This is a genomic window from Pseudomonas fluorescens (assembly GCF_000968015.1).
Taxonomy (GTDB): domain Bacteria; phylum Pseudomonadota; class Gammaproteobacteria; order Pseudomonadales; family Pseudomonadaceae; genus Aquipseudomonas; species Aquipseudomonas fluorescens_W.
On the sequence record NZ_LACH01000017.1, the window covers coordinates 151,329 to 169,935 of the forward strand.

Consider the following 18,607-nt stretch of genomic DNA (forward strand, 5'->3'; position numbering starts at 1 on the left):
CGAGGTGTTCATGGCACACGTTCCAGACAACTACCTTGGCGTGTGGCAACGACGCCTGATCAAATTCCAGTCGGGGCGCGTCGACAGCGAAACGGCGGTGTACTGGCTGCAGACCCCGCGTTTGTTTGCGGACCTGCGCATCCCGCCTGTCCCGCTTCCAGCCTTGCCGCTGGAACAACTGAATCACGCTGATTTGCTGACCCTGAGCGAGCAAAAAGGCTTCGCCGGCGTGACCGAAGTCAACGGCGACATTTGCCAGTGGCATCGCAAACTCGACTACCGACCGGTCAGCACCGAAGAAGACATCGGGCGCATGCACTTTGAAACCAGCGAGCGCCTGGTCGAAACCGCCCTGGACGACAGTTACTACGAGATCTGGGAGCGGCTGCCAGACTCGCGCGGCACCTCTCGCGGTCAGTGGTTGCAGGCGGTCGATGATCCAGCGCGCGTTGCCTGCCTGGTACTGGCCGGCGACTACTTTCTGTTCGCCGCCAGCCGTGCCGTTGCACTGAATCCCGGCGGCCATTTGCGTGAACACATCGATGCGGCAACCGCACCGCAACAGCTTGCCTGCGAACTCTCTTTCGGTCGCCACCATGCCGGGCAAACCCCGTGGCACATCGACTACTCCACACTGCCTGGGCAGGTCGGCCAACCCTTGTTGTCGGCCGACATCGATCCTCACGCCAGCGAACTATTCAGCGACCCACGCCTGCTGTCTTCACTCGGTACTTACGCGCCCGCCGCCGGTTGGCGCTGCGCACCCGAGCCCTGAACACCCGCACATAAAAAACCCCGAAGGGTTCACACCCTTCGGGGTTGTGCGCAATGCACGCGCTTACAACTTGGCGATCGACACCTCGGTGGATTTCACAAACGCGATCACTTCGCTGCCGACCACCAGTTCCAGCTCTTTCACCGAGCGAGTGGTGATCACCGAGGTGACGATGCCGGAAGCGGTCTGTACGTCGATTTCGGACAGTACGTCGCCGAGTACGATTTCCTTGATGGAGCCTTTGAACTGGTTACGAACGTTGATGGCTTTGATCGTCATGGTGTTGATTCCTGTCGTGGATAAGGCTTGAGTTATTGAGCCCAACGCAATTGCGTAGGCAATGGTGAAACAGGTTCCGGTGCCGGCGGTTCGCCGGGCAACGCCAGCACGCGATTGAGGACTTCGGTTTCCAGCGCCGCCAGCCGATGAGAGCCGCGAACCCGAGGGCGCGGCAGTTCAACGTGCAGGTCGAGGCCGACTTCGCCCTCTTCGATCAGGATCACCCGGTCGGCAATCGCCACTGCTTCACTGACGTCGTGGGTGACCAGCAACACGGTGAAACCGTGCTTCTGCCAGAGCCGTTCGATCAGCTGCTGCATTTCAATTCGGGTCAGTGCGTCCAGCGCGCCCAGCGGCTCGTCCAGCAACAACAACCGCGGTTGATGGATCAGCGCGCGGGCCAGGGCCACACGTTGCTTCTGGCCTCCGGACAAGGCCGCCGGCCATTCATTGGCGCGGTCGGCCAGACCGACCGATTCCAGGGCTTCCAGCGCTTGTGGCCGCCAGTTGCCCTTGAGCCCGAGGCCGACGTTGTCGATGACCTTTTTCCATGGCAGCAAACGCGCTTCCTGGAACATCAATCGGGTGTCTTCCCGCGCCTCACTGAGCGGCGCGGAACCGGCGAGCAATTCACCGCCCGTGGGTTTGTCGAGACCGGCGAGCAAGCGCAGCAAAGTACTTTTGCCGCAACCGCTACGACCGACCACGGCGACAAACTGACCGGCCGGGATGTGCAGGTCGATCTCACGCAGCACTTGCCGCGAGCCAAAGGTTTTTTGCAGCTTGCGCACCGCCAGCGGAATCCCGCGCAGCAGGCGTGGAGGTTGTAGAGCCGTCATGCCGCACCTCCTTTAACAACTTGATAGGCCGGGTGCCAGCGCAGCCAAACGCGTTCAAGTCCGCGGGCCGCGAGGTCGGCGAGTTTGCCGAGTACGGCGTACAAAAGAATCGCCAGTACCACCACGTCGGTCTGCAAGAACTCCCGGGCATTCATCGCCAGGTAGCCAATGCCGGAGCTGGCGGAAATGGTTTCCGCGACGATCAACGTCAGCCACATGAAGCCCAGCGCAAACCGCACGCCGACCAGAATCGAAGGCAGCGCCCCCGGCAGAATCACCTGACGGAACAGGCTGAAACCGGACAAGCCATAACTGCGGGACATTTCCACCAGCGCCGGATCGACGTTGCGGATGCCGTGATAGGTGTTGAGGTAGATCGGGAACAACGTGCCCAGCGCCACCAGGAAAATCTTCGCCGACTCGTCGATGCCGAACCACAGGATCACCAGTGGAATCAGCGCCAGGTGCGGCACGTTGCGGATCATCTGTATCGAACTGTCGAGCAGGCGCTCGCCCCATTTCGACAGGCCGGTGATGAAACCCAGGGCCAGGCCGATGCTGCCGCCGATGGCGAAGCCCAGCGCTGCACGCCAGCCGCTGATCGCCAGGTGCGTCCAGATTTCACCGCTGCGCACCAGGCTGACGCCGGCTTCGATGACGGCGATTGGCGCCGGCAGAATCCGTGTCGACAACCAGCCCGCCGACACCGACAACTGCCACACCGCCAGCAGCAGCACCGGCAACGCCCAAGGCGCGAGGGTATGGATAAGTTTCTTCATGGCGCGCCTCAGCTCTGCGACGCGGCTTTGGGGAGGATGTCGTTGGCGACCATCTCACCAAACGGGCTGACGTAACCGGCGCTTTTCGGCAATTCCGGGCGCTCGATATCGAGGTGCGGGAACAGCAGTTCGGCGACGCGGTAAGACTCTTCCAGGTGTGGGTAACCGGAGAAGATGAACGTGTCGATGCCCAGGTCCGCGTATTCCTTCACGCGGGCGGCCACGGTCGGACCATCGCCCACTAATGCTGTACCGGCACCGCCGCGCACCAGACCGACACCGGCCCACAGATTGGGGCTGACTTCCAGGTTGTCTCGGCTGCCGCCATGCAGTGCGGCCATGCGTTGCTGACCGACCGAGTCGAAGCGCGCCAGAGAAGCCTGGGCGCGAGCGATGGTGTCATCATCCAGATGAGAGATCAGTCGATCCGCCGCTTGCCAGGCCTCGGCATTGGTTTCACGAACGATCACATGCAAGCGAATGCCGAAACGTACGGTACGACCGAGCTTCGCGGCTTTGGCGCGTACTTGCTCGATCTTCTCGGCAACGGCGGCCGGAGGTTCGCCCCAGGTCAAAACCATTTCGACCTGCTCTGCCGCGAGGTCTTGCGCCGCTTCCGAAGAGCCGCCGAAGTACAGCGGCGGACGCGGTTGCTGAATCGGCGGGTAGAGCAATTTGGCGCCCTTCACGCTGATGTGCTGGCCATCGTAATCGACGGTTTCGCCTTCCAGCACGCGGCGCCAGATGCGGGTGAATTCCACCGAGGCTTGATAGCGCTCTTCGTGAGTCAGGAACAAACCGTCGCCGGCCAATTCTTCCGGATCACCGCCGGTGACCAGGTTGAACAACGCACGGCCGCCGGACAGGCGATCCAGCGTCGCGGCCTGACGCGCTGCCACCGTCGGGGAAATGATCCCGGGGCGCAGGGCGACGAGGAATTTCAAACGCTGGGTCACCGGAATCAGCGACGCGGCCACCAGCCACGAATCTTCGCAGGAGCGCCCGGTAGGAATCAGCACCCCGCCGAAGCCCAGACGATCCGCCGCTTGCGCGACTTGTTGCAGATAACCGTGGTCGACGGCGCGAGCGCCTTCGGCGGTGCCAAGGTAATGGCCGTCGCCGTGGGTAGGCAGGAACCAGAAGATATTGAGGCTCATGGAGTGGTCTCCTTAGGGATTCGAATTACTGAGCTTTGGCAACGGCCGCCGGAGGCGTCCAGATCACGTCTTTGATGCTCAGCGGCTTTGGAATCAGCTTGAGCTGGTAGAAGCTGTCGGCGATTTTCTGTTGCGCGGCGACCACTTCAGGCGTGAGGAACACCGCGCCGTAGCCCTGGCGTTTCATCGAAGTCAGGGTGATGTCCGCTGGCAGGCCGAGCAGTGGCGAAACCTGTTTTGTCACGTCTTCGGGGTTGGCCTTGGCCCAGTCGCCGACCGCGCGTACTTCTTCCACCAGGGTCTTGATCACCTCAGGATTTTTCTGCGCATAAGGCTTGGTCGCGAGGTAGAACTGATGGTTATCGACGATGCCTTGGCCGTCACGCAGGGTGCGTGCTTGCAGCTGTTGTTCGGCGGCGGCCTGGTACGGGTCCCAGATCACCCAGGCATCGACGCTGCCACGTTCGAACGCAGCGCGGGCATCGGCCGGCGGCAGGAATACGGTCTGGATGTCGGTGTATTTGAGGCCGGCGTCTTCCAGTGCGCGGACCAGCAGGTAGTGAACGTTGGAGCCTTTGTTCAGGACGACTTTCTTGCCCTTGAGGTCCTGCACCGATTTGATCGGCGAGTCCTTCGGCACCAGGATCGCTTCGCTGTGCGGTGCTGGCGGTTCGTAGGCGACATAGAGCAGATCGGCGCCGGCTGCTTGAGCGAATACGGGGGGAGTTTCACCCGTAACGCCGAAGTCGATGGAGCCGACGTTCAGGCCTTCGAGCAGTTGCGGGCCGCCGGGGAATTCAGTCCATTGCACGTCCACGCCTTGGGCAGCGAGGCGTTTTTCCAAAGTCCCTTTGGCTTTGAGCAGCACCAAAGTGCCGTACTTTTGATAACCGATTCGAATAGTCTCGGCTTGAGCTTGAGTAATGGCGCCGAAGGTTACAGCCGCAGCAAACAGAGCGACCAGACCACGACGCAAAATGACAGTGCGCATAGCGCTCTCCTTTTTGCTGTTGGGTTTTGGCTGCACCTGCTTGGCCGTTGGCGGCTGAGTAAGGTGAGTACTTCAAATTCAGGCGTGGCTTAAGTGCTGGCTTAAATGCTCCAGCGAGCACTCAACAAACGTTCATTCAACAGGTTCGGATCGATCGGCTTGGGCCGTCGGGCCATGGCGCTGAAAAACAGCTCCAGTGATTCATTCAGTCTTGCTTCCAGCTCCGGTGCCAGCTGCGCCTGGACAGTGCCTTCGCCGTAAGCGATCTGGCTGTCCACGGCGAAAATCCCGTGGAGCATTTCCTGGGCTTTCAACGCCGACAGCACCGGCTTGAGCGCGTAATCCACCGCCAACATGTGAGCGATGCTGCCGCCGGTGGCCATTGGCAACACCACTTTGTGGGCCAGGGCACGTTCGGGCAGCAGGTCCAATACAGTTTTCAATGCGCCGGAGAACGACGCTTTGTAGACCGGTGTGGCGATCAGCAGGCCATCAGCGTTTTCAATCTGTTGCAGCAGGTCGATCACCTTCGGGCTGTCGAAGCGTGCATGCAGCAAATCTTCGGCCGGGAAGTCCCGTACCTGGTAACTCACCACTTCCACACCTTGCTCCTGCAACCAGCGCTGCGAGCGCTCCAGCAGCACCCCGGAACGGGAACGTTGGCTGGGACTGCCACCGAGTGAGACAACCAGCATTCAGACGATTCCTTGAACGATATTGGCGATTCGCGGCTTGCGATCTCGCTTTGATGGAGGTGACCTTAACAGGCGATTGTTATATCCATAAATCATATTCATTCATTTAGTTATTCCTTAAAGATCTATGTGAAATGTCTTTTCCCGGGCAAAAAAACAGGCCGTAAAAACGGCCTGAAATCCCCTGCTTTGTGGTGCCTCTAAAAGATCGCAGCCTTCGGCAGCTCCTACATCGACCGACGTACACCTGTAGGAGCTGCCGCAGGCTGCGATCTTTTGATCTTTAACGATTTGGCTGTGGCGTCAGACGCAAGTACGGCTTCACCGCGCGATAGCCCTTGGGAAAGCGTTTGTTGATTTCGTCTTCGTCCTTGAGTGACGGCACGATCACTACTTCATCACCGTCCTGCCAGTTGGCCGGGGTGGCCACCTTGTAGTTGTCGGTGAGTTGCAGCGAGTCGATCACTCGCAGAATTTCATGGAAGTTACGGCCGGTGCTCGCCGGGTAGGTGATGGTCAGCCGAACCTTTTTGTTCGGGTCGATCACGAACAGTGAACGCACGGTCAGGGTGTCGTTGGCGTTCGGGTGAATCAGGTCGTAGAGGTCCGAAACCTTGCGGTCGGCGTCGGCAAGGATCGGGAAGTTGACGAGGGTGTTCTGGGTTTCGTTGATGTCTTCGATCCATTTGTGGTGCGAGTCCACCGGGTCCACGGACAGGGCAATGGCTTTCACACCGCGCTGCGCAAACTCGTCCTTGAGCTTGGCAGTGAAGCCCAGCTCGGTGGTGCACACCGGGGTGAAGTCCGCCGGATGGGAAAACAGCACGCCCCAGCTATCGCCCAGCCATTCGTGGAAACGGAGGGTGCCGGCGCTGGAATCCTGTTCAAAGTCGGGGGCAATATCGCCCAGTCTGAGGCTCATGGTGCTGCTCCTGGTGAGTGCTTGTTGAGGTCAACTGTGCCTGCATTTCTTATTCATTAAAAAGAATAAATATCGATTTGTTTAGATCGTAAATGAATATTAAAAATGTGTTCACTGGACCTCGGCAGCGGCCAGGACGACTATCGCTCACAAGGTTCGAGAAGGCCTTGAGTTGTTGCACGAAGAGGGAAACTTCGAGGAGGGTTTACGGGGGTGAGCCTGACTTGAAAACGCAAAAGCCCCGCCCGGCGAGATGCCGGGCGGGGCTTTTTTATACATCGATTAGCCACTGTGGGAGCGAGCCTGCTCGCGAAGGTGCCGTGTCAGTCACAAAGTTGCTGAATGACACACCGTTTTCGCGAGCAGGCTCGCTCCCACACGCTATTACAGCAGCGGGATCGAGTAGCTGACGATCAGACGGTTTTCGTCCTGATCGCGTTGGCCCGGGATGTCGTTGCGCCACATGGCGTTTTTCCACGTGAAGCCCAGGTTTTTCAGTGCGCCTTCCTGGACTACGTACGCCAGGGTCAGGTCGCGTTCCCATTCGGAACGGCCGGTTGCGTTGACGCTAGTCTGAGCAGCCCCCACTTTACCGGTGGTGTCGATGTTATCGCCACGCAGGTAAACGATGCCGGCAGTTGCGCCTGGCAGGCCAAGCTTGGCGAAGTCATACGAGTAGCGAGCTTGCCAGGTACGTTCGCCGGCGCGAGCGAACTTGGCAATCTGCGAGTCGGTAGTGAGGTAAGCCGACGAGCCGTCACCCTGGTTCAGCCAAGGGAAATCGCTGTTACCGTTGCTGACCTGGTAACCGCCACCGAAGGTGTGACCGGCAACCGAGTACAGGAACAGGCCGCTATACAGGTTGTTGTCGACTTTGCCTTTGGTGATGCCCGTACCGTAATCACCCGTGGTGAAATAGGCGGACTCATGGCCATTGGCGCCATCGTCACGGCTGTTGAAGTAACGGAAGTCAGACTTCAGTACGCCCGGACCGATCGACCAGTTGTGAACCAGACCCAGGAAGTGCTGCTTGTAGAAATCTTCCAGGTTGCCGTAGTAGTACTGGGCAGTCAGGTCTTTGGTGATCTTGTAGTCGCCACCACCGTAGATGAACTTGTTGCTGTCACGGCCGGAAGCGGTGGGAGAGTTCGCACCAGCAATCGACAACTCTTCGTTGTTGCTGGAGTTACGACCCTTGGCGTGCTCGATCTGACCACCGACCAGTGTCAGGTCTTTGATTTCATTCGAGGTGATCTGACCACCTTGAAAGGTTTGCGGCAGCAGACGGCCATCGTTGGTCACGATAACCGGCAGTTTTGGCTGCAGAGTGCCCAACTTCAGTTCGGTCTGGGAGATCTTGGCTTTGGCAGTCAGGCCCAGGCTGGAGAAGTTATCAACCGCTTCGCCGTTGGACTTGCTTGGGAAAACAGTGCCGCCGTAAGAAGTCGAAGTGGCGCCGTTAGTGCCGCCGCCCGTATCCAGACGCACGCCCAGCAGGCCGATAGCATCAATACCGAAGCCAACAGTGCCTTGGGTGTAGCCGGAGATGAAGCGCAGGTCGAAGCCTTGGCCCCATTCTTCGTTCTTGTTTTGAACGCCGTTGGCCTTGACCTTGGCGGTACCCGCGTCGGAATCACGGTTATCGTTGTTAATGTAGAAGTTACGCAGCCCCAAAGTAGCTTTGCTGTCTTCGATGAAACCGGCGGCGCCTGCCTGCTGCGCCAAAACCCCTACGGCCACAGCCAGGGCCAAGGTGGACTTGTTCATTTGTTTCGCTCCTATCGTTTCTAATTTTTGAGGTCCTGGGTCGAATGCCCTGGATCCTGAAGTGCTCGGTGAGTGCCAGACCGTGTGACTACGGCGATGGCCTGCCCCTGTGATTTTTGCCCGCATGATAAACACAAAAAGAATTATTTCATCACTTTTCATGCCATCCAGAAATATAGCTTCGCGCTATTACTCTGAGTCGGGACCCAAGGTATCGGCTCGTAAGCCACCCACTTTAGGCGTTTGGCTTAAAAGCTAAAAAGAATAAAAAATTACTAACTAAGCTCTGATTGGAATATTGAAAAAACACAAAAAAACTCGCCGGCGGGCGAGGCTTTTTCAGGCGGCTATTACAAGAAGCTGTAGGTGTAGTTGAAGATCAGACGGGTCTGGTCAACATCGGGGTTGTTGGAGACTTCACTGCCACGGTAGACGCCGTTACGCAACGTCACGCCGAAACCCTTGAGGGAGCCCTGCTGGATGGTGTAGTCGATCCGCATGTCGCGTTCCCACTCGGACGAATCAGGGCCACGGCCGTTCGTTGCTTTGATGTCGTCGCCGTGCAGGTAGGCAATCGAGGTTTTCAGGCCCGGCACACCCAGCGCAGCGAAGTCATAGGAGTACTGGCCGAAGGTGGTGTTTTCACCGGCACGGACAAAACCGTTAATCATGGCATCGGTGAACAGGTAGAAGCTCGCGCCTCCGTTCGCTTCCGGACGACCATTGCCATCAACCACGTTGCCCTGGTTCAGGTAGACGAAACCGCCGTCATCGCTGACGCGCTGGTGACCGAGCAAGAAGGCGTTGCCACCCAGGGTGTAGGTGAACATGGCGCTCCAGGTCTTGTTATCGACCTCGCCCGGGGTCCTGGCAAAACCGTTGTTGTTGTTGAAGCGGTAGCCGGCGTCGCCGTTTTTGCCAATGGAGCTGCTGTCAAAATAGCGCAGGTCTGTCTTGAAGGACTGGTTGGCGTCGATCGGAAAAACGTGGATCAGGCCAAGGAAGTCCTGTTTGTAGTAATCCTTCAGATTCGAGTGGTAGTACTGCAGAGTCAGGTCTTTGGTGACCTTCCAGTCAGCACCGGCGTAACGGAACTGATTGCTGTCCTGAGTACCGCCAGCCACGGCCAGGCCGGTGGAGTTTGAAGAGGCGCGACCCGCCGAGTGCTCCAACTGACCCGCGTTGAGGGTCACGTTGTCGATTTCCTTCGAGGTAATGGTGCCACCGTCAAAGGTCTGTGGCAGCAGGCGACTATCGTTCGCTACCAGGATCGGCATGTTCGGTTGCAGAGCGCCACCCAGGTGGGCTTCAGTCTTCGAGAAGCGGGCCTTGACGTTGGCTGCCGCGCGGCTCCACTCGTCCACGGCCGAACCATCGGTGTCGCTTGGGAAGAATGTGTTGTTGTTGGCTGGGTGGTGACCCTTGCCGCCGTCCAGATGGATACCCACGAGGGCCTGGGCGTCGATACCGAAGCCGACAGTACCTTGGGTGAAACCGGACAGATAATCGAATTTCAGGCCTTCAGCGGTCTCTCTCTGATCCGCGCCGCCTTCTCGGTTATCGTTGTTGAAATACATGGTGCGAGAACTGACGGAAGCCTTGCTGTCTTCCAGGAAACCCGCGGCGCCTGCCTGCTGCGCCAAAACCCCAACAGCCACGGCCAGGGCCAAGGTCGACTTGTTCATTGTTTCACTCCTCTCGTTTCTAATTCTTGTGTTCCTGGTCCGGGGTTAATTGCCTCGGATCCTAAGATGCGCGATTAGCGCCAGACCGTGACTCACAAGTCAATCGTAACTTTGTGTGTCTACGACCATAGTCTAATCCCCAATAAATTCCTTCCTTGTCGGGCCATAAACCCAAAAAGAATCACCCAATTCTTTTTCATACCGTTTAGGAATTTAGCTCCGCATTACCCCTTGGGCCGAGACACGGGTACCGGCTCATAAGCTAATTCCTAAATGGTATTTGTTAGCCTTTTTTTAGATCGATTAGCTTTGATGCAATTCACGATCAATCCCTATCGAAAGGCAGCGCCATGACGACCAAACGCGCACTATCCGGTTCAATTGTTACAGTTTGTGTATCGCTAATAATATCTTTTAGCACACACGCGGCGAACCTCACGATCGGCTATCAAACCGGCATCGACCCCAGCAAAGTGCCCCAGGCAGACGGACTGTACGAGAAAACCCTAGGCCAGAAAATTGACTGGCGTCGTTTCAATAGCGGCCCGGAAGTGGTTACTGCCATTGCTTCCGGCGACGTGCAGATTGGCAACCTCGGCTCAAGCCCGCTGGCAGCCGCTGCTTCGCGCAATCTGCCGATCGTTGCGTTCATTGTTTCCGCCCAGATCAATGCCGCCGAAGCACTCGTGGTGCGTAACGGCAGCGGCATCGATAGACCGGAAGATCTGATCGGCAAGACCATCGCCACCCCCTTCGTTTCAACCTCCCACTACAGTTTGCTGGGTGCACTGAAGCACTGGGGCCTGGATGCCTCGAAAGTCAAAGTGGTGAATTTGCAGCCGGCGGAAATCGCGGCGGCGTGGAAGCGTGGTGACATCGATGGGGCGTTTGTCTGGTCACCCGCTCTGGGGGAAATTCGCAAGACCGGCAAGACCTTGACCGACGCGGCACAGGTCGGCCAATGGGGTGCACCGACCTTCGAGGTCTGGGTCGCGCGCAAGGATTACGCCGAGAAGCACCCAGAAGTTGTGGCCAAATTTGCCAAGGTCACGCTGGACTCGTTCGCCGACTATGCCGCGCATAAAGACAGCTGGACTGCTGACTCGGTACCTGTGCAAAAAATCGCCAAACTGACCGGTGCCAATGCCGTCGATGTGCCGGAGTTGCTGGCCGGTTCCACGTTCCCGGATGCTAAAGCCCAGCAGACCACCGCGCTGCTGGACGGCGGCACAGCCAAGGCGATTGGCGAGACGGCGAAATTCTTGAAGGAACAAGGGAAGGTCGAGACAGTGCTACCGGATTATTCGCCGTATGTCAGTGCGAAGTTTGTGGCTGAGTAACACGCCGAACCCTGTGGCGAGGGGATTTATCCCCGTTGGGCTGCGAAGCGGCCCCAAAAGATGGGACTGCTGCGCAGTCCAACGGGGCGGTGCGACGTTTCGCTAAATCCCCTCGCCACAAAAGCCTGCGGTCACAAGGTTTTTTCGAAGATCTTCGAATTACGCTGATAGTTGTACAGCGACGCCCGCGCCGACGGCAGACGCTCTACGCTGCTCGGCACAAACCCACGCTCGCGAAACCAGTGAGCGGTCCGGGTCGTCAGTACGAACAAGGTTTTCAACCCCTGCGCCCGGGCGCGGGTTTCGATGCGCTCCAGCAGTTCATCACCACGACCGCCATGGCGGTATTCCGGGTTCACCGCCAGACACGCCAACTCCCCCGCGTCCGAATCAGCAATCTGATACAGCGCCGCACACGCGATGATCATGCCTTCGCGCTCGACCACACTGAACTGCTCGATCTCACGCTCCAGCACCTCGCGGGAACGCCGCACCAGAATGCCCTGCTCTTCCAGTGGGCTGATCAAATCCAGCAAACCACCGACGTCTTCGATCGCCGCTTCGCGCACAACCTCGAATTGCTCCTGGGCCACCAGCGTACCGCCACCGTCACGGGTGAACAGTTCGGTCAGCAGCGCGCCGTCTTCGGCGTAGCTGACGATATGACTGCGAGCCACGCCGCCGCGGCAGGCCTCAGCGGCCGCATCCAGCAGCTCAGCCTGATAGTTGCTGCCCAGACGCTGCAGATGCGCCGGCACTTGTTGCGGACGCAACTCACGAACCAGACGACCGTTTTCATCGATCAGACCCAGGTCGGCGCCGAACAACAGCAGCTTGTCCGCCCCCAGATCGATGGCGGCGCGAGTGGCAACGTCTTCGCAGGCGAGGTTGAAAATCTCACCGGTCGGCGAGTAACCCAGTGGCGACAACAGCACGATGGAGCGTTCATCCAGCAGGCGATTGATGCCCTTGCGGTCAACCCGACGCACTTCGCCGGTGTGGTGATAGTCGACGCCTTCCAGCACGCCGATCGGCCGCGCGGTCACCAGGTTGCCGCTGGCCACCCGCAGACGCGAGCCCTGCATCGGCGATGACGCCATGTCCATGGACAGCCGCGCTTCGATGGCGATACGCAGCTGACCCACCGCATCGATCACACACTCAAGGGTCGCGGCATCGGTGATGCGCATCCCGTGGTGGTAATGCGGGGTCAGGCCGCGTGCAGCCAGGCGGGTTTCAATTTGCGGACGGGAACCGTGCACCAGCACCAGTCGCACGCCCAGACTGTGCAACAGCACCAGGTCATGGACGATATTGCCGAAGTTCGGGTGCTCCACGCCGTCGCCGGGCAGCATGACGACGAAGGTGCAATCGCGGTGGGCGTTGATGTAAGGCGAAGCGTGACGAAGCCAATTAACGTATTCGGGCATGAACCTGGGCCTGTAATAAATAGCAGCCAAAAAATGGGCGAAACAGAAAACGCACAGCGGGCTGATGGTTATCGTCGGAACAGGCTTGGCGACACGCGCGCTCTCCTCATGAATACGGGTTGGGACATTGGCAATTTACAAGTCTTGTCAGCCATGACACAGCCCCTGTAGGAGTGAGCCTGCTCGCGATAGCGAAATGTCAGTCGATACTGAAGTGTCTGACACACCGCTATCGCGAGCAGGCTCACTCCTACAGGAACCTTGCTCAATTGACCGGCATCGCCGTTTTGGCCGGTGTCAGGCAGTAATGTTCAATCAGTTGACGTAATAGATGCACCGTAGGCTGCAAACGTGACATTTCGAGGTATTCCCCCGGTTGGTGCGCACAGGCGATGTCGCCAGGGCCGAGCACCAGGGTTTCGCAGCCAAGACGCTGAAGATAAGGCGCTTCGGTGCCGAACGCCACTGCTTCGGCACGATGGCCGGTGAGCTTTTCCGCGACCCGGACCAATTCGGCGTCCTCGGCCTGCTCGAACGGCGGCACTTCGGGGAACAGCGGCGCGTAATCGATCTTCACCTGATGCCACTCGGCAATGGGCTTGAGCTTCTGCAGAATCTCTGCGCGCAGGGCATTAGGGTCCATGCCCGGTAACGGGCGCAGATCAAACTCCAGCGAACACTGGCCGCAAATGCGGTTGGGGTTATCGCCGCCATGGATGCAGCCGAAATTCAGGGTCGGCGTCGGCACGCTGAACTGTGGATTACGGAATTCACGCTGCCACGCCAACCGCAAACCACGCAGTTCACCGATGGCATCGTGCATGGCTTCGAGGGCGCTGTGGCCGAGACGCGGATCGGAGGAGTGGCCGCTCTGACCGAGGATGTCGATGCGCTCCATCATGATGCCTTTGTGCATGCGGATCGGCTTCAGCCCAGTCGGCTCGCCAATCACTGCCGCACGACCGAGCGGACGCCCGGCTTCGGCCAGGGCGCGAGCGCCGGACATCGAGCTTTCTTCATCGCAGGTAGCGAGGATCAGCAGCGGTTGCTTGAACGGCTGATCGAGCAGCGGTATGACGGCTTCGATGGCCAGCGCGAAAAAGCCCTTCATGTCGCAGCTGCCCAGCCCCACCCAGCGGCCATCGACTTCGGTCAGCTTCAGCGGATCGGTTTGCCACAGCGCGCCATCGAACGGCACGGTGTCACTGTGACCAGCCAGCACCAGGCCACCGGGGCCAGAACCGAAACTGGCCAGCAGATTGAATTTGCCGGGGCTGACCTGCTGGATGTCACAGGTAAAACCCAGATCGCCGAGCCACGTCGCCAGCAAATCAATCACCGGACGGTTGGTTTGATCGAGGCTGGCCTGCGTACAGCTGACGGACGGCGCAGCGATCAGCGCAGCGAACTGATCTTTCATGGATGGCAAAAGCATCGCTGACTCCCAACTCCCGATTTGAACTCCATCATAGAGCCATCTGGCGACAGGAATAAACCGTCGCGGCGCGTAGGACTGATGAGTCCTGTACACTGCACGACCTTGGCAGCCACACATTCCCCCGGCTGCGCTCCCGATCCTGGATTTTCCGGCCATGCAGAAAGAAACCGAAATCAAACTCCGCGTCAGCCGAGAAACTCTCGCTGCCCTGCGCGAGCACCCGCTCCTGAAAAAACGCAACAAAAGTGGCTGGGAACGCCGTGAGTTGATGAACCAGTACTTCGACACGCCTGAGCGCGACCTGGCCCGTGCCAAGGTTGCCCTGCGCCTGCGCCGCGATGGCGAAGAAGTGATTCAGACCCTCAAGACCCGCGGCCATAGCGTTGCCGGTTTGTCCGAGCGTAACGAATACGACTGGAACCTGCCCAAAGCCAAGCTCGACGTGAAGAAACTCGACGGCGAATGCTGGCCTGAAGAGTTGGCCGAGCTGGACAAGAAAACCCTGAAGCCGATCTTCACCACCGATTTCGTCCGCGAACGCGCTGAAATCGCCTGGGGCCGTGGCAAGACCAAAGTGGTGATCGAAGCCGCATTGGATTTTGGTCACGTGATCGTGGGCAAGCAGAAAGAAGAAATCTGCGAGCTGGAACTTGAACTGCGCGAAGGCGAGCCGGCCGCACTGCTGGAGCTGGCCGCCGAATTGGCCGCGACCCTGGCCCTGATGCCATGTGACATCAGCAAGGCCGAGCGCGGTTATCGCCTGTACGACGCCAACAGCTACTCATTGAGCCTGCCGGCGCCGCAGATCACCGCTGAAACCCCGCTGGACGACGCATTCGCCGCACTGAGCTGGCACTTGCTGAGCAGCAGCCAGCGTCTGGCCGAGCAGTATCGCTTTAACGGCCACTGGCGCCTGTTGCTGGACTGGGTCGAAAACCTGGCTGAATTGCGCGCGCTGCTGAGCAGCCTGGGCCAAGCCGCGCCGCGTCAGTCGACGCACGATCTGCGCGTCGCGCTGGATGCCTTGCTCGAAGACTGGCGTCCGCTGGTGCAAGCCGGTGTCGACGACGAAGACGTGCGCAAAGCCGCGCCGGAGCAGTTCCTCGAAGAACTGGAAGACCCGCGTTGGGGCCTGTTCTCGCTGAACACGTCGCGCTGGCTGCTGGCCCGCACCTGGGCTGCCGACCGCAATGTCCGTGGCAATCGCCAGGGCGCTGCGCAATTGGGTAGCTGGCTGCCGCGTTTGCTGGGTGAAGAAGCGACCTCTCTGCAACTGCAGCGTTATCAGCAACAGCCGGAAGACCTGGCCGAGCAACTGCCGCGCATCGAGCGCATCCAGGCTTGGCTGCACCATGCCCGTGGTGTGCTGGAGGTTCCGGAAATGGATCGCTTGTACGGTGAGCTGAAACAGCTTGCTCTGCTTGCTAACGAGCCGATCACCGATGAATCGCTGGATGCGCGCAAGCAGCAGGCGATTGCGGTGTATCAGAATCGTGCGTGGAAAATGCTGCTGCGTATTTGATATCGCCATCGTCGGAACGCCGCCCGGAGCAAGCTCGCTCCCACAGTTGACCGAGTTGTCTGAATGGACTCGGTCTAATGTGGGAGCGAGCTTGCTCGCGATGAGGCCAGCCCATTCACCGCAAAACCTCAGACCGGCAAACTCGTCGTGGATTTGATCTCCGACAACGCCACGATCGAGTTCACCTCCTGAATCCCCGGCACCATCGACAGCTTCTCGAAGAAAAACCGTTCATACGCCTCGATGTCCGCCGTCACAATCCGCAGCAAGAAATCCACCGACCCCATCAGCACATAACACTCCAGCACTTCGGGAAAGCCGCGAATCGCCTCGGTGAATTCGGTGAAGTTCGAACGCCCGTGGGCGTTGAGTTTGATTTCGGCGAAGATCTGCGTGTTAAGCCCGATTTTCTTCCGGTCGAGCAAGGCCACCTGCCCGCGAATGATCCCCTCCTCCTTCATCCGCTGTATCCGTCGCCAGCACGGCGATTGCGACAGCCCCACCTGCTCGGCGATCTGCGCGCTGGAGAGCGAAGCGTCCTCTTGCAGCAACGCGAGAATCTTGCGGTCGTAGCCATCCAGCTCGCTATGCATAAAAAAACCTTTGATTGATAACTTACCGAATCAAGCAATTCAAATAATCGCCAATAAGCCCAATCATAGATAAGAAATGCCCCGCACCGAATGTAAAAATTCCTCCAGTGATTTTGGAGACCGACCATGCCGCATCTAGAAGCCGTGAACACCCCGCACACCCGCGCCGATGTCTGGAACGTCAGCAACGCCCACTGCTGCGTTCACTATCAAATGCTGGCCGAGGCCGAACCGGATCTGCTGTGCCGGGCGCTCAACCTGTTCGCTTTGCAGTTTCTGACGCCGCAACAGATCAACGTGCAGCGGATGGACGATCTGCTGTCGATCGACATCGTGATAGACGGCCTGAGCTGGCACCGCGCCCAGGTGATCGCAGAAAAATTACGTAACCTGATCAGCGTCTGTTCGGTTGAGCTGCGAGCGGTTGATTGCGCGTGGGATGAACCGGCTCAGGCGGCGGGCTGAAAAAACTCGATACGGCTTTGTCGAGTAGTGGCCCAACGGTCTACGGGTCCGCGACTATCCTTTGCGAACTGTTGTTCATGAGGAGCCCGCATGTCCGTTCAACTCGCCATTCAGGACCGCTGGCTGGATCTCAATGATTTGCTGCGTGAACTGGTCGCCCAAGGCTTTATCAGTCAGGACTCGGCCGAAAACGCGCTCAATGCTCGACGCCGTCACGCCACCAATGGCCAGATGCACCCGCTGGAATTCATCGCCAGCCAACTCCTGGACGATCTCAGCCGTCCCGGCAAACACCTCGACCTGGAAAGCCTGACGCTTTGGTTGTCGCAGCAGGCCGGTCAGCCTTATCTGCGTATCGACCCGCTGAAAATCAACGTCGCCGCGATTACGCCGCTGATGTCCTACGCCTTCGCCCAGCGTCACAAGATACTTGCGGTGTCTATCGACCGCGAGGCAGTCACCGTGGCCAGCGCCCAGCCCTACGTCACCGGCTGGGAAGCCGACCTGACCCATGTGCTGAAACTGCCGATCAAGCGTGTGGTCGCCAACCCGGTCGACATCCAGCGCTTCAGCGTGGAGTTCTTCCGCCTGGCCAAATCGGTCAGCGGCGCAACCAACGCCGATCAGCAGATGAACACCCTGGGCAACTTCGAGCAGCTGCTTAACCTCGGCGCCAGCGACCAGGAACCGGACGCCAATGACGCGCACATCGTCAACATCGTCGACTGGTTGTTCCAGTACGCGTTCCAGCAACGCGCCAGCGATATCCACATCGAACCCCGACGCGAACAAGGCACGGTGCGCTTTCGCATCGACGGCGTGCTGCACAACGTCTATCAATTTCCGCCGCAAGTGACCATGGCGATCGTCAGCCGCCTGAAAAGCCTTGGGCGGATGAACGTCGCGGAAAAGCGCAAACCCCAGGACGGCCGGGTCAAGACCAAAACCCCGGACGGTGGCGAAGTCGAGTTGCGGCTGTCGACATTGCCGACCGCATTTGGCGAAAAAATGGTCATGCGGATCTTTGACCCGGAGGTACTGCTCAAGAACTTTGATCAGCTAGGCTTCTCCGCCGACGACTTGCGCCGCTGGCAAGACATGACGAGCCAGCCCAACGGCATCATCCTGGTCACCGGCCCGACCGGTTCCGGCAAGACCACCACGCTGTACACCACCCTAAAGAAACTGGCGACGCCGGAGGTCAACCTCTGCACCATCGAAGACCCGATCGAAATGGTCGAGCCGGCGTTCAATCAGATGCAAGTCCAGCACAACATCGACCTGACCTTCGCCGCCGGTGTGCGCGCACTGATGCGGCAGGATCCGGACATCATCATGATCGGTGAGATCCGTGATCTGGAAACCGCTGAAATGGCAATCCAGGCTGCGCTCACGGGCCACTTGGTGCTGTCGACGCTGCACACCAACGATGCGCCGAGCGCGATCAGCCGCTTGCTGGAGCTGGGCGTGCCGCATTACCTGATCAAAGCCACGGTGCTCGGCGTCATGGCCCAGCGCCTGGTCCGCACCTTGTGCCCGCATTGCAAGGCACCGCTGACGCTCGGTGAAGAAGACTGGCAAACCTTGACCCGACCCTGGCAGGCACCGTTGCCGCACAACGCACATCGCGCCATCGGTTGCCTGGAATGCCGCGATACCGGTTACCGCGGTCGTGCCGGGGTCTACGAAATCATGCAGCTGACGGACGGCGTCAAAGCGCTGATCAACCCCGACACCGATTTGCTGGCGGTGCGGCGTCAGGCCTTCAAGGAAGGCATGCGCAGTTTGCGGTTGTCGGGGGCGCAAAAAGTCGCAGCGGGTTTGACCACGATTGAGGAGGTGCTGCGGGTGACGCCGCAGAGCGAACAAAAGTAGGCGCGGCCGTTATGGAACTCGATTGGGGGATTGGCAATCCAACGCCGTAGTTAAC

17 protein-coding genes are annotated in these 18,607 nt (G+C 59.0%); 5 read left to right on the forward strand and 12 right to left on the reverse strand.

The window, feature by feature from the left end; genetic code table 11:
• The first annotated feature begins 10 nt into the window (after positions 1-10).
• Positions 11-775, forward strand: a complete 765-nt coding sequence (locus tag VD17_RS10365; RefSeq protein WP_046053754.1) for a hypothetical protein — start codon at positions 11-13, stop codon at positions 773-775.
• Positions 776-838: 63 nt separating this feature from the next.
• On the opposite strand, the gene VD17_RS10370 is transcribed toward VD17_RS10365, so the two are convergent.
• From VD17_RS10370 to VD17_RS10410, 9 genes are all read right to left on the reverse strand, one after another.
• Complete coding sequence (locus VD17_RS10370; protein WP_003229256.1) at positions 839-1,054, reverse strand: TOBE domain-containing protein; 216 nt, start codon at positions 1,052-1,054, stop codon at positions 839-841.
• A 32-nt stretch (positions 1,055-1,086) separates the two neighbouring features.
• Positions 1,087-1,893 carry an aliphatic sulfonates ABC transporter ATP-binding protein gene (gene ssuB, locus VD17_RS10375; RefSeq protein WP_046053755.1) on the reverse strand — a complete coding sequence of 269 codons (807 nt, stop codon included), beginning with the start codon at positions 1,891-1,893 and terminating at the stop codon, positions 1,087-1,089.
• Positions 1,890-2,672, reverse strand: a complete 783-nt coding sequence (ssuC, locus tag VD17_RS10380) for an aliphatic sulfonate ABC transporter permease SsuC (protein WP_046053756.1) — start codon at positions 2,670-2,672, stop codon at positions 1,890-1,892. Before ssuC ends, ssuB begins: the two co-directional genes overlap by 4 nt.
• Positions 2,673-2,680: 8 nt before the next feature.
• Positions 2,681-3,829, reverse strand: coding sequence for an FMNH2-dependent alkanesulfonate monooxygenase (gene ssuD, locus VD17_RS10385; RefSeq protein ID WP_008026018.1), 1,149 nt, complete (start codon positions 3,827-3,829; stop codon positions 2,681-2,683).
• 25 nt (positions 3,830-3,854) lie between these two features.
• Entirely contained in the window at positions 3,855-4,820 is a 966-nt protein-coding gene (locus tag VD17_RS10390) for a sulfonate ABC transporter substrate-binding protein (protein WP_046053757.1), read from the reverse strand.
• A gap of 101 nt (positions 4,821-4,921) precedes the next feature.
• Complete coding sequence (ssuE, locus tag VD17_RS10395) at positions 4,922-5,515, reverse strand: NADPH-dependent FMN reductase (protein ID WP_046053758.1); 594 nt, start codon at positions 5,513-5,515, stop codon at positions 4,922-4,924.
• 283 nt (positions 5,516-5,798) lie between these two features.
• Positions 5,799-6,437: a peroxiredoxin gene (locus VD17_RS10400; protein ID WP_046053759.1), complete on the reverse strand. Its 639-nt coding sequence runs from the start codon at positions 6,435-6,437 to the stop codon at positions 5,799-5,801.
• A gap of 384 nt (positions 6,438-6,821) precedes the next feature.
• Entirely contained in the window at positions 6,822-8,204 is a 1,383-nt protein-coding gene (locus VD17_RS10405; RefSeq protein ID WP_046053760.1) for an OprD family porin, read from the reverse strand.
• 350 nt (positions 8,205-8,554) lie between these two features.
• Entirely contained in the window at positions 8,555-9,889 is a 1,335-nt protein-coding gene (locus tag VD17_RS10410; RefSeq protein ID WP_046053761.1) for an OprD family porin, read from the reverse strand.
• A gap of 350 nt (positions 9,890-10,239) precedes the next feature.
• Between VD17_RS10410 and tauA the strand changes: the two genes are divergently transcribed.
• Positions 10,240-11,229, forward strand: a complete 990-nt coding sequence (gene tauA / locus VD17_RS10415; RefSeq protein ID WP_046053762.1) for a taurine ABC transporter substrate-binding protein — start codon at positions 10,240-10,242, stop codon at positions 11,227-11,229.
• A 131-nt stretch (positions 11,230-11,360) separates the two neighbouring features.
• Here the strand turns inward: tauA and argA are convergent, their stop codons facing one another.
• Both argA and argE read right to left on the reverse strand, forming a co-directional pair.
• Positions 11,361-12,659, reverse strand: a complete 1,299-nt coding sequence (argA, locus tag VD17_RS10420) for an amino-acid N-acetyltransferase (protein ID WP_008026003.1) — start codon at positions 12,657-12,659, stop codon at positions 11,361-11,363.
• 265 nt (positions 12,660-12,924) lie between these two features.
• On the reverse strand, positions 12,925-14,094 hold the full coding sequence (gene argE / locus VD17_RS10425; protein WP_046053763.1) for an acetylornithine deacetylase: 1,170 nt from the start codon (positions 14,092-14,094) through the stop codon (positions 12,925-12,927).
• A 157-nt stretch (positions 14,095-14,251) separates the two neighbouring features.
• On the opposite strand from argE, the gene VD17_RS10430 reads away from it, so the two are divergent.
• Entirely contained in the window at positions 14,252-15,619 is a 1,368-nt protein-coding gene (locus VD17_RS10430) for a CYTH domain-containing protein (RefSeq protein WP_046053764.1), read from the forward strand.
• A gap of 128 nt (positions 15,620-15,747) precedes the next feature.
• Here the strand turns inward: VD17_RS10430 and VD17_RS10435 are convergent, their stop codons facing one another.
• Entirely contained in the window at positions 15,748-16,212 is a 465-nt protein-coding gene (locus tag VD17_RS10435; protein ID WP_046053765.1) for an Lrp/AsnC family transcriptional regulator, read from the reverse strand.
• Positions 16,213-16,338: 126 nt separating this feature from the next.
• Between VD17_RS10435 and VD17_RS10440 the strand changes: the two genes are divergently transcribed.
• Together VD17_RS10440 and VD17_RS10445 are read left to right on the forward strand one after the other, a co-directional pair.
• Positions 16,339-16,677 carry a hypothetical protein gene (locus tag VD17_RS10440; RefSeq protein WP_046053766.1) on the forward strand — a complete coding sequence of 113 codons (339 nt, stop codon included), beginning with the start codon at positions 16,339-16,341 and terminating at the stop codon, positions 16,675-16,677.
• 90 nt (positions 16,678-16,767) lie between these two features.
• A complete protein-coding gene (locus tag VD17_RS10445) occupies positions 16,768-18,552 on the forward strand; it encodes a GspE/PulE family protein (RefSeq protein WP_046053767.1) in 1,785 nt (594 codons plus the stop codon).
• The last annotated feature ends 55 nt before the right edge of the window (positions 18,553-18,607 follow it).

Excerpts from the sequence above, each read along its gene's own strand:
- VD17_RS10365 (WP_046053754.1), top strand. The coding sequence starts at position 11 with ATGGCACACGTTCCAGACAACTACCTTGGCGTGTGGCAACGACGCCTG.
- VD17_RS10370 (WP_003229256.1), bottom strand. The coding sequence starts at position 1,054 with ATGACGATCAAAGCCATCAACGTTCGTAACCAGTTCAAAGGCTCCATC.
- ssuB (WP_046053755.1), bottom strand. The coding sequence starts at position 1,893 with ATGACGGCTCTACAACCTCCACGCCTGCTGCGCGGGATTCCGCTGGCG.
- ssuC (WP_046053756.1), bottom strand. The coding sequence starts at position 2,672 with ATGAAGAAACTTATCCATACCCTCGCGCCTTGGGCGTTGCCGGTGCTG.
- ssuD (WP_008026018.1), bottom strand. The coding sequence starts at position 3,829 with ATGAGCCTCAATATCTTCTGGTTCCTGCCTACCCACGGCGACGGCCAT.
- VD17_RS10390 (WP_046053757.1), bottom strand. The coding sequence starts at position 4,820 with ATGCGCACTGTCATTTTGCGTCGTGGTCTGGTCGCTCTGTTTGCTGCG.
- ssuE (WP_046053758.1), bottom strand. The coding sequence starts at position 5,515 with ATGCTGGTTGTCTCACTCGGTGGCAGTCCCAGCCAACGTTCCCGTTCC.
- VD17_RS10400 (WP_046053759.1), bottom strand. The coding sequence starts at position 6,437 with ATGAGCCTCAGACTGGGCGATATTGCCCCCGACTTTGAACAGGATTCC.
- VD17_RS10405 (WP_046053760.1), bottom strand. The coding sequence starts at position 8,204 with ATGAACAAGTCCACCTTGGCCCTGGCTGTGGCCGTAGGGGTTTTGGCG.
- VD17_RS10410 (WP_046053761.1), bottom strand. The coding sequence starts at position 9,889 with ATGAACAAGTCGACCTTGGCCCTGGCCGTGGCTGTTGGGGTTTTGGCG.
- tauA (WP_046053762.1), top strand. The coding sequence starts at position 10,240 with ATGACGACCAAACGCGCACTATCCGGTTCAATTGTTACAGTTTGTGTA.
- argA (WP_008026003.1), bottom strand. The coding sequence starts at position 12,659 with ATGCCCGAATACGTTAATTGGCTTCGTCACGCTTCGCCTTACATCAAC.
- argE (WP_046053763.1), bottom strand. The coding sequence starts at position 14,094 with ATGCTTTTGCCATCCATGAAAGATCAGTTCGCTGCGCTGATCGCTGCG.
- VD17_RS10430 (WP_046053764.1), top strand. The coding sequence starts at position 14,252 with ATGCAGAAAGAAACCGAAATCAAACTCCGCGTCAGCCGAGAAACTCTC.
- VD17_RS10435 (WP_046053765.1), bottom strand. The coding sequence starts at position 16,212 with ATGCATAGCGAGCTGGATGGCTACGACCGCAAGATTCTCGCGTTGCTG.
- VD17_RS10440 (WP_046053766.1), top strand. The coding sequence starts at position 16,339 with ATGCCGCATCTAGAAGCCGTGAACACCCCGCACACCCGCGCCGATGTC.
- VD17_RS10445 (WP_046053767.1), top strand. The coding sequence starts at position 16,768 with ATGTCCGTTCAACTCGCCATTCAGGACCGCTGGCTGGATCTCAATGAT.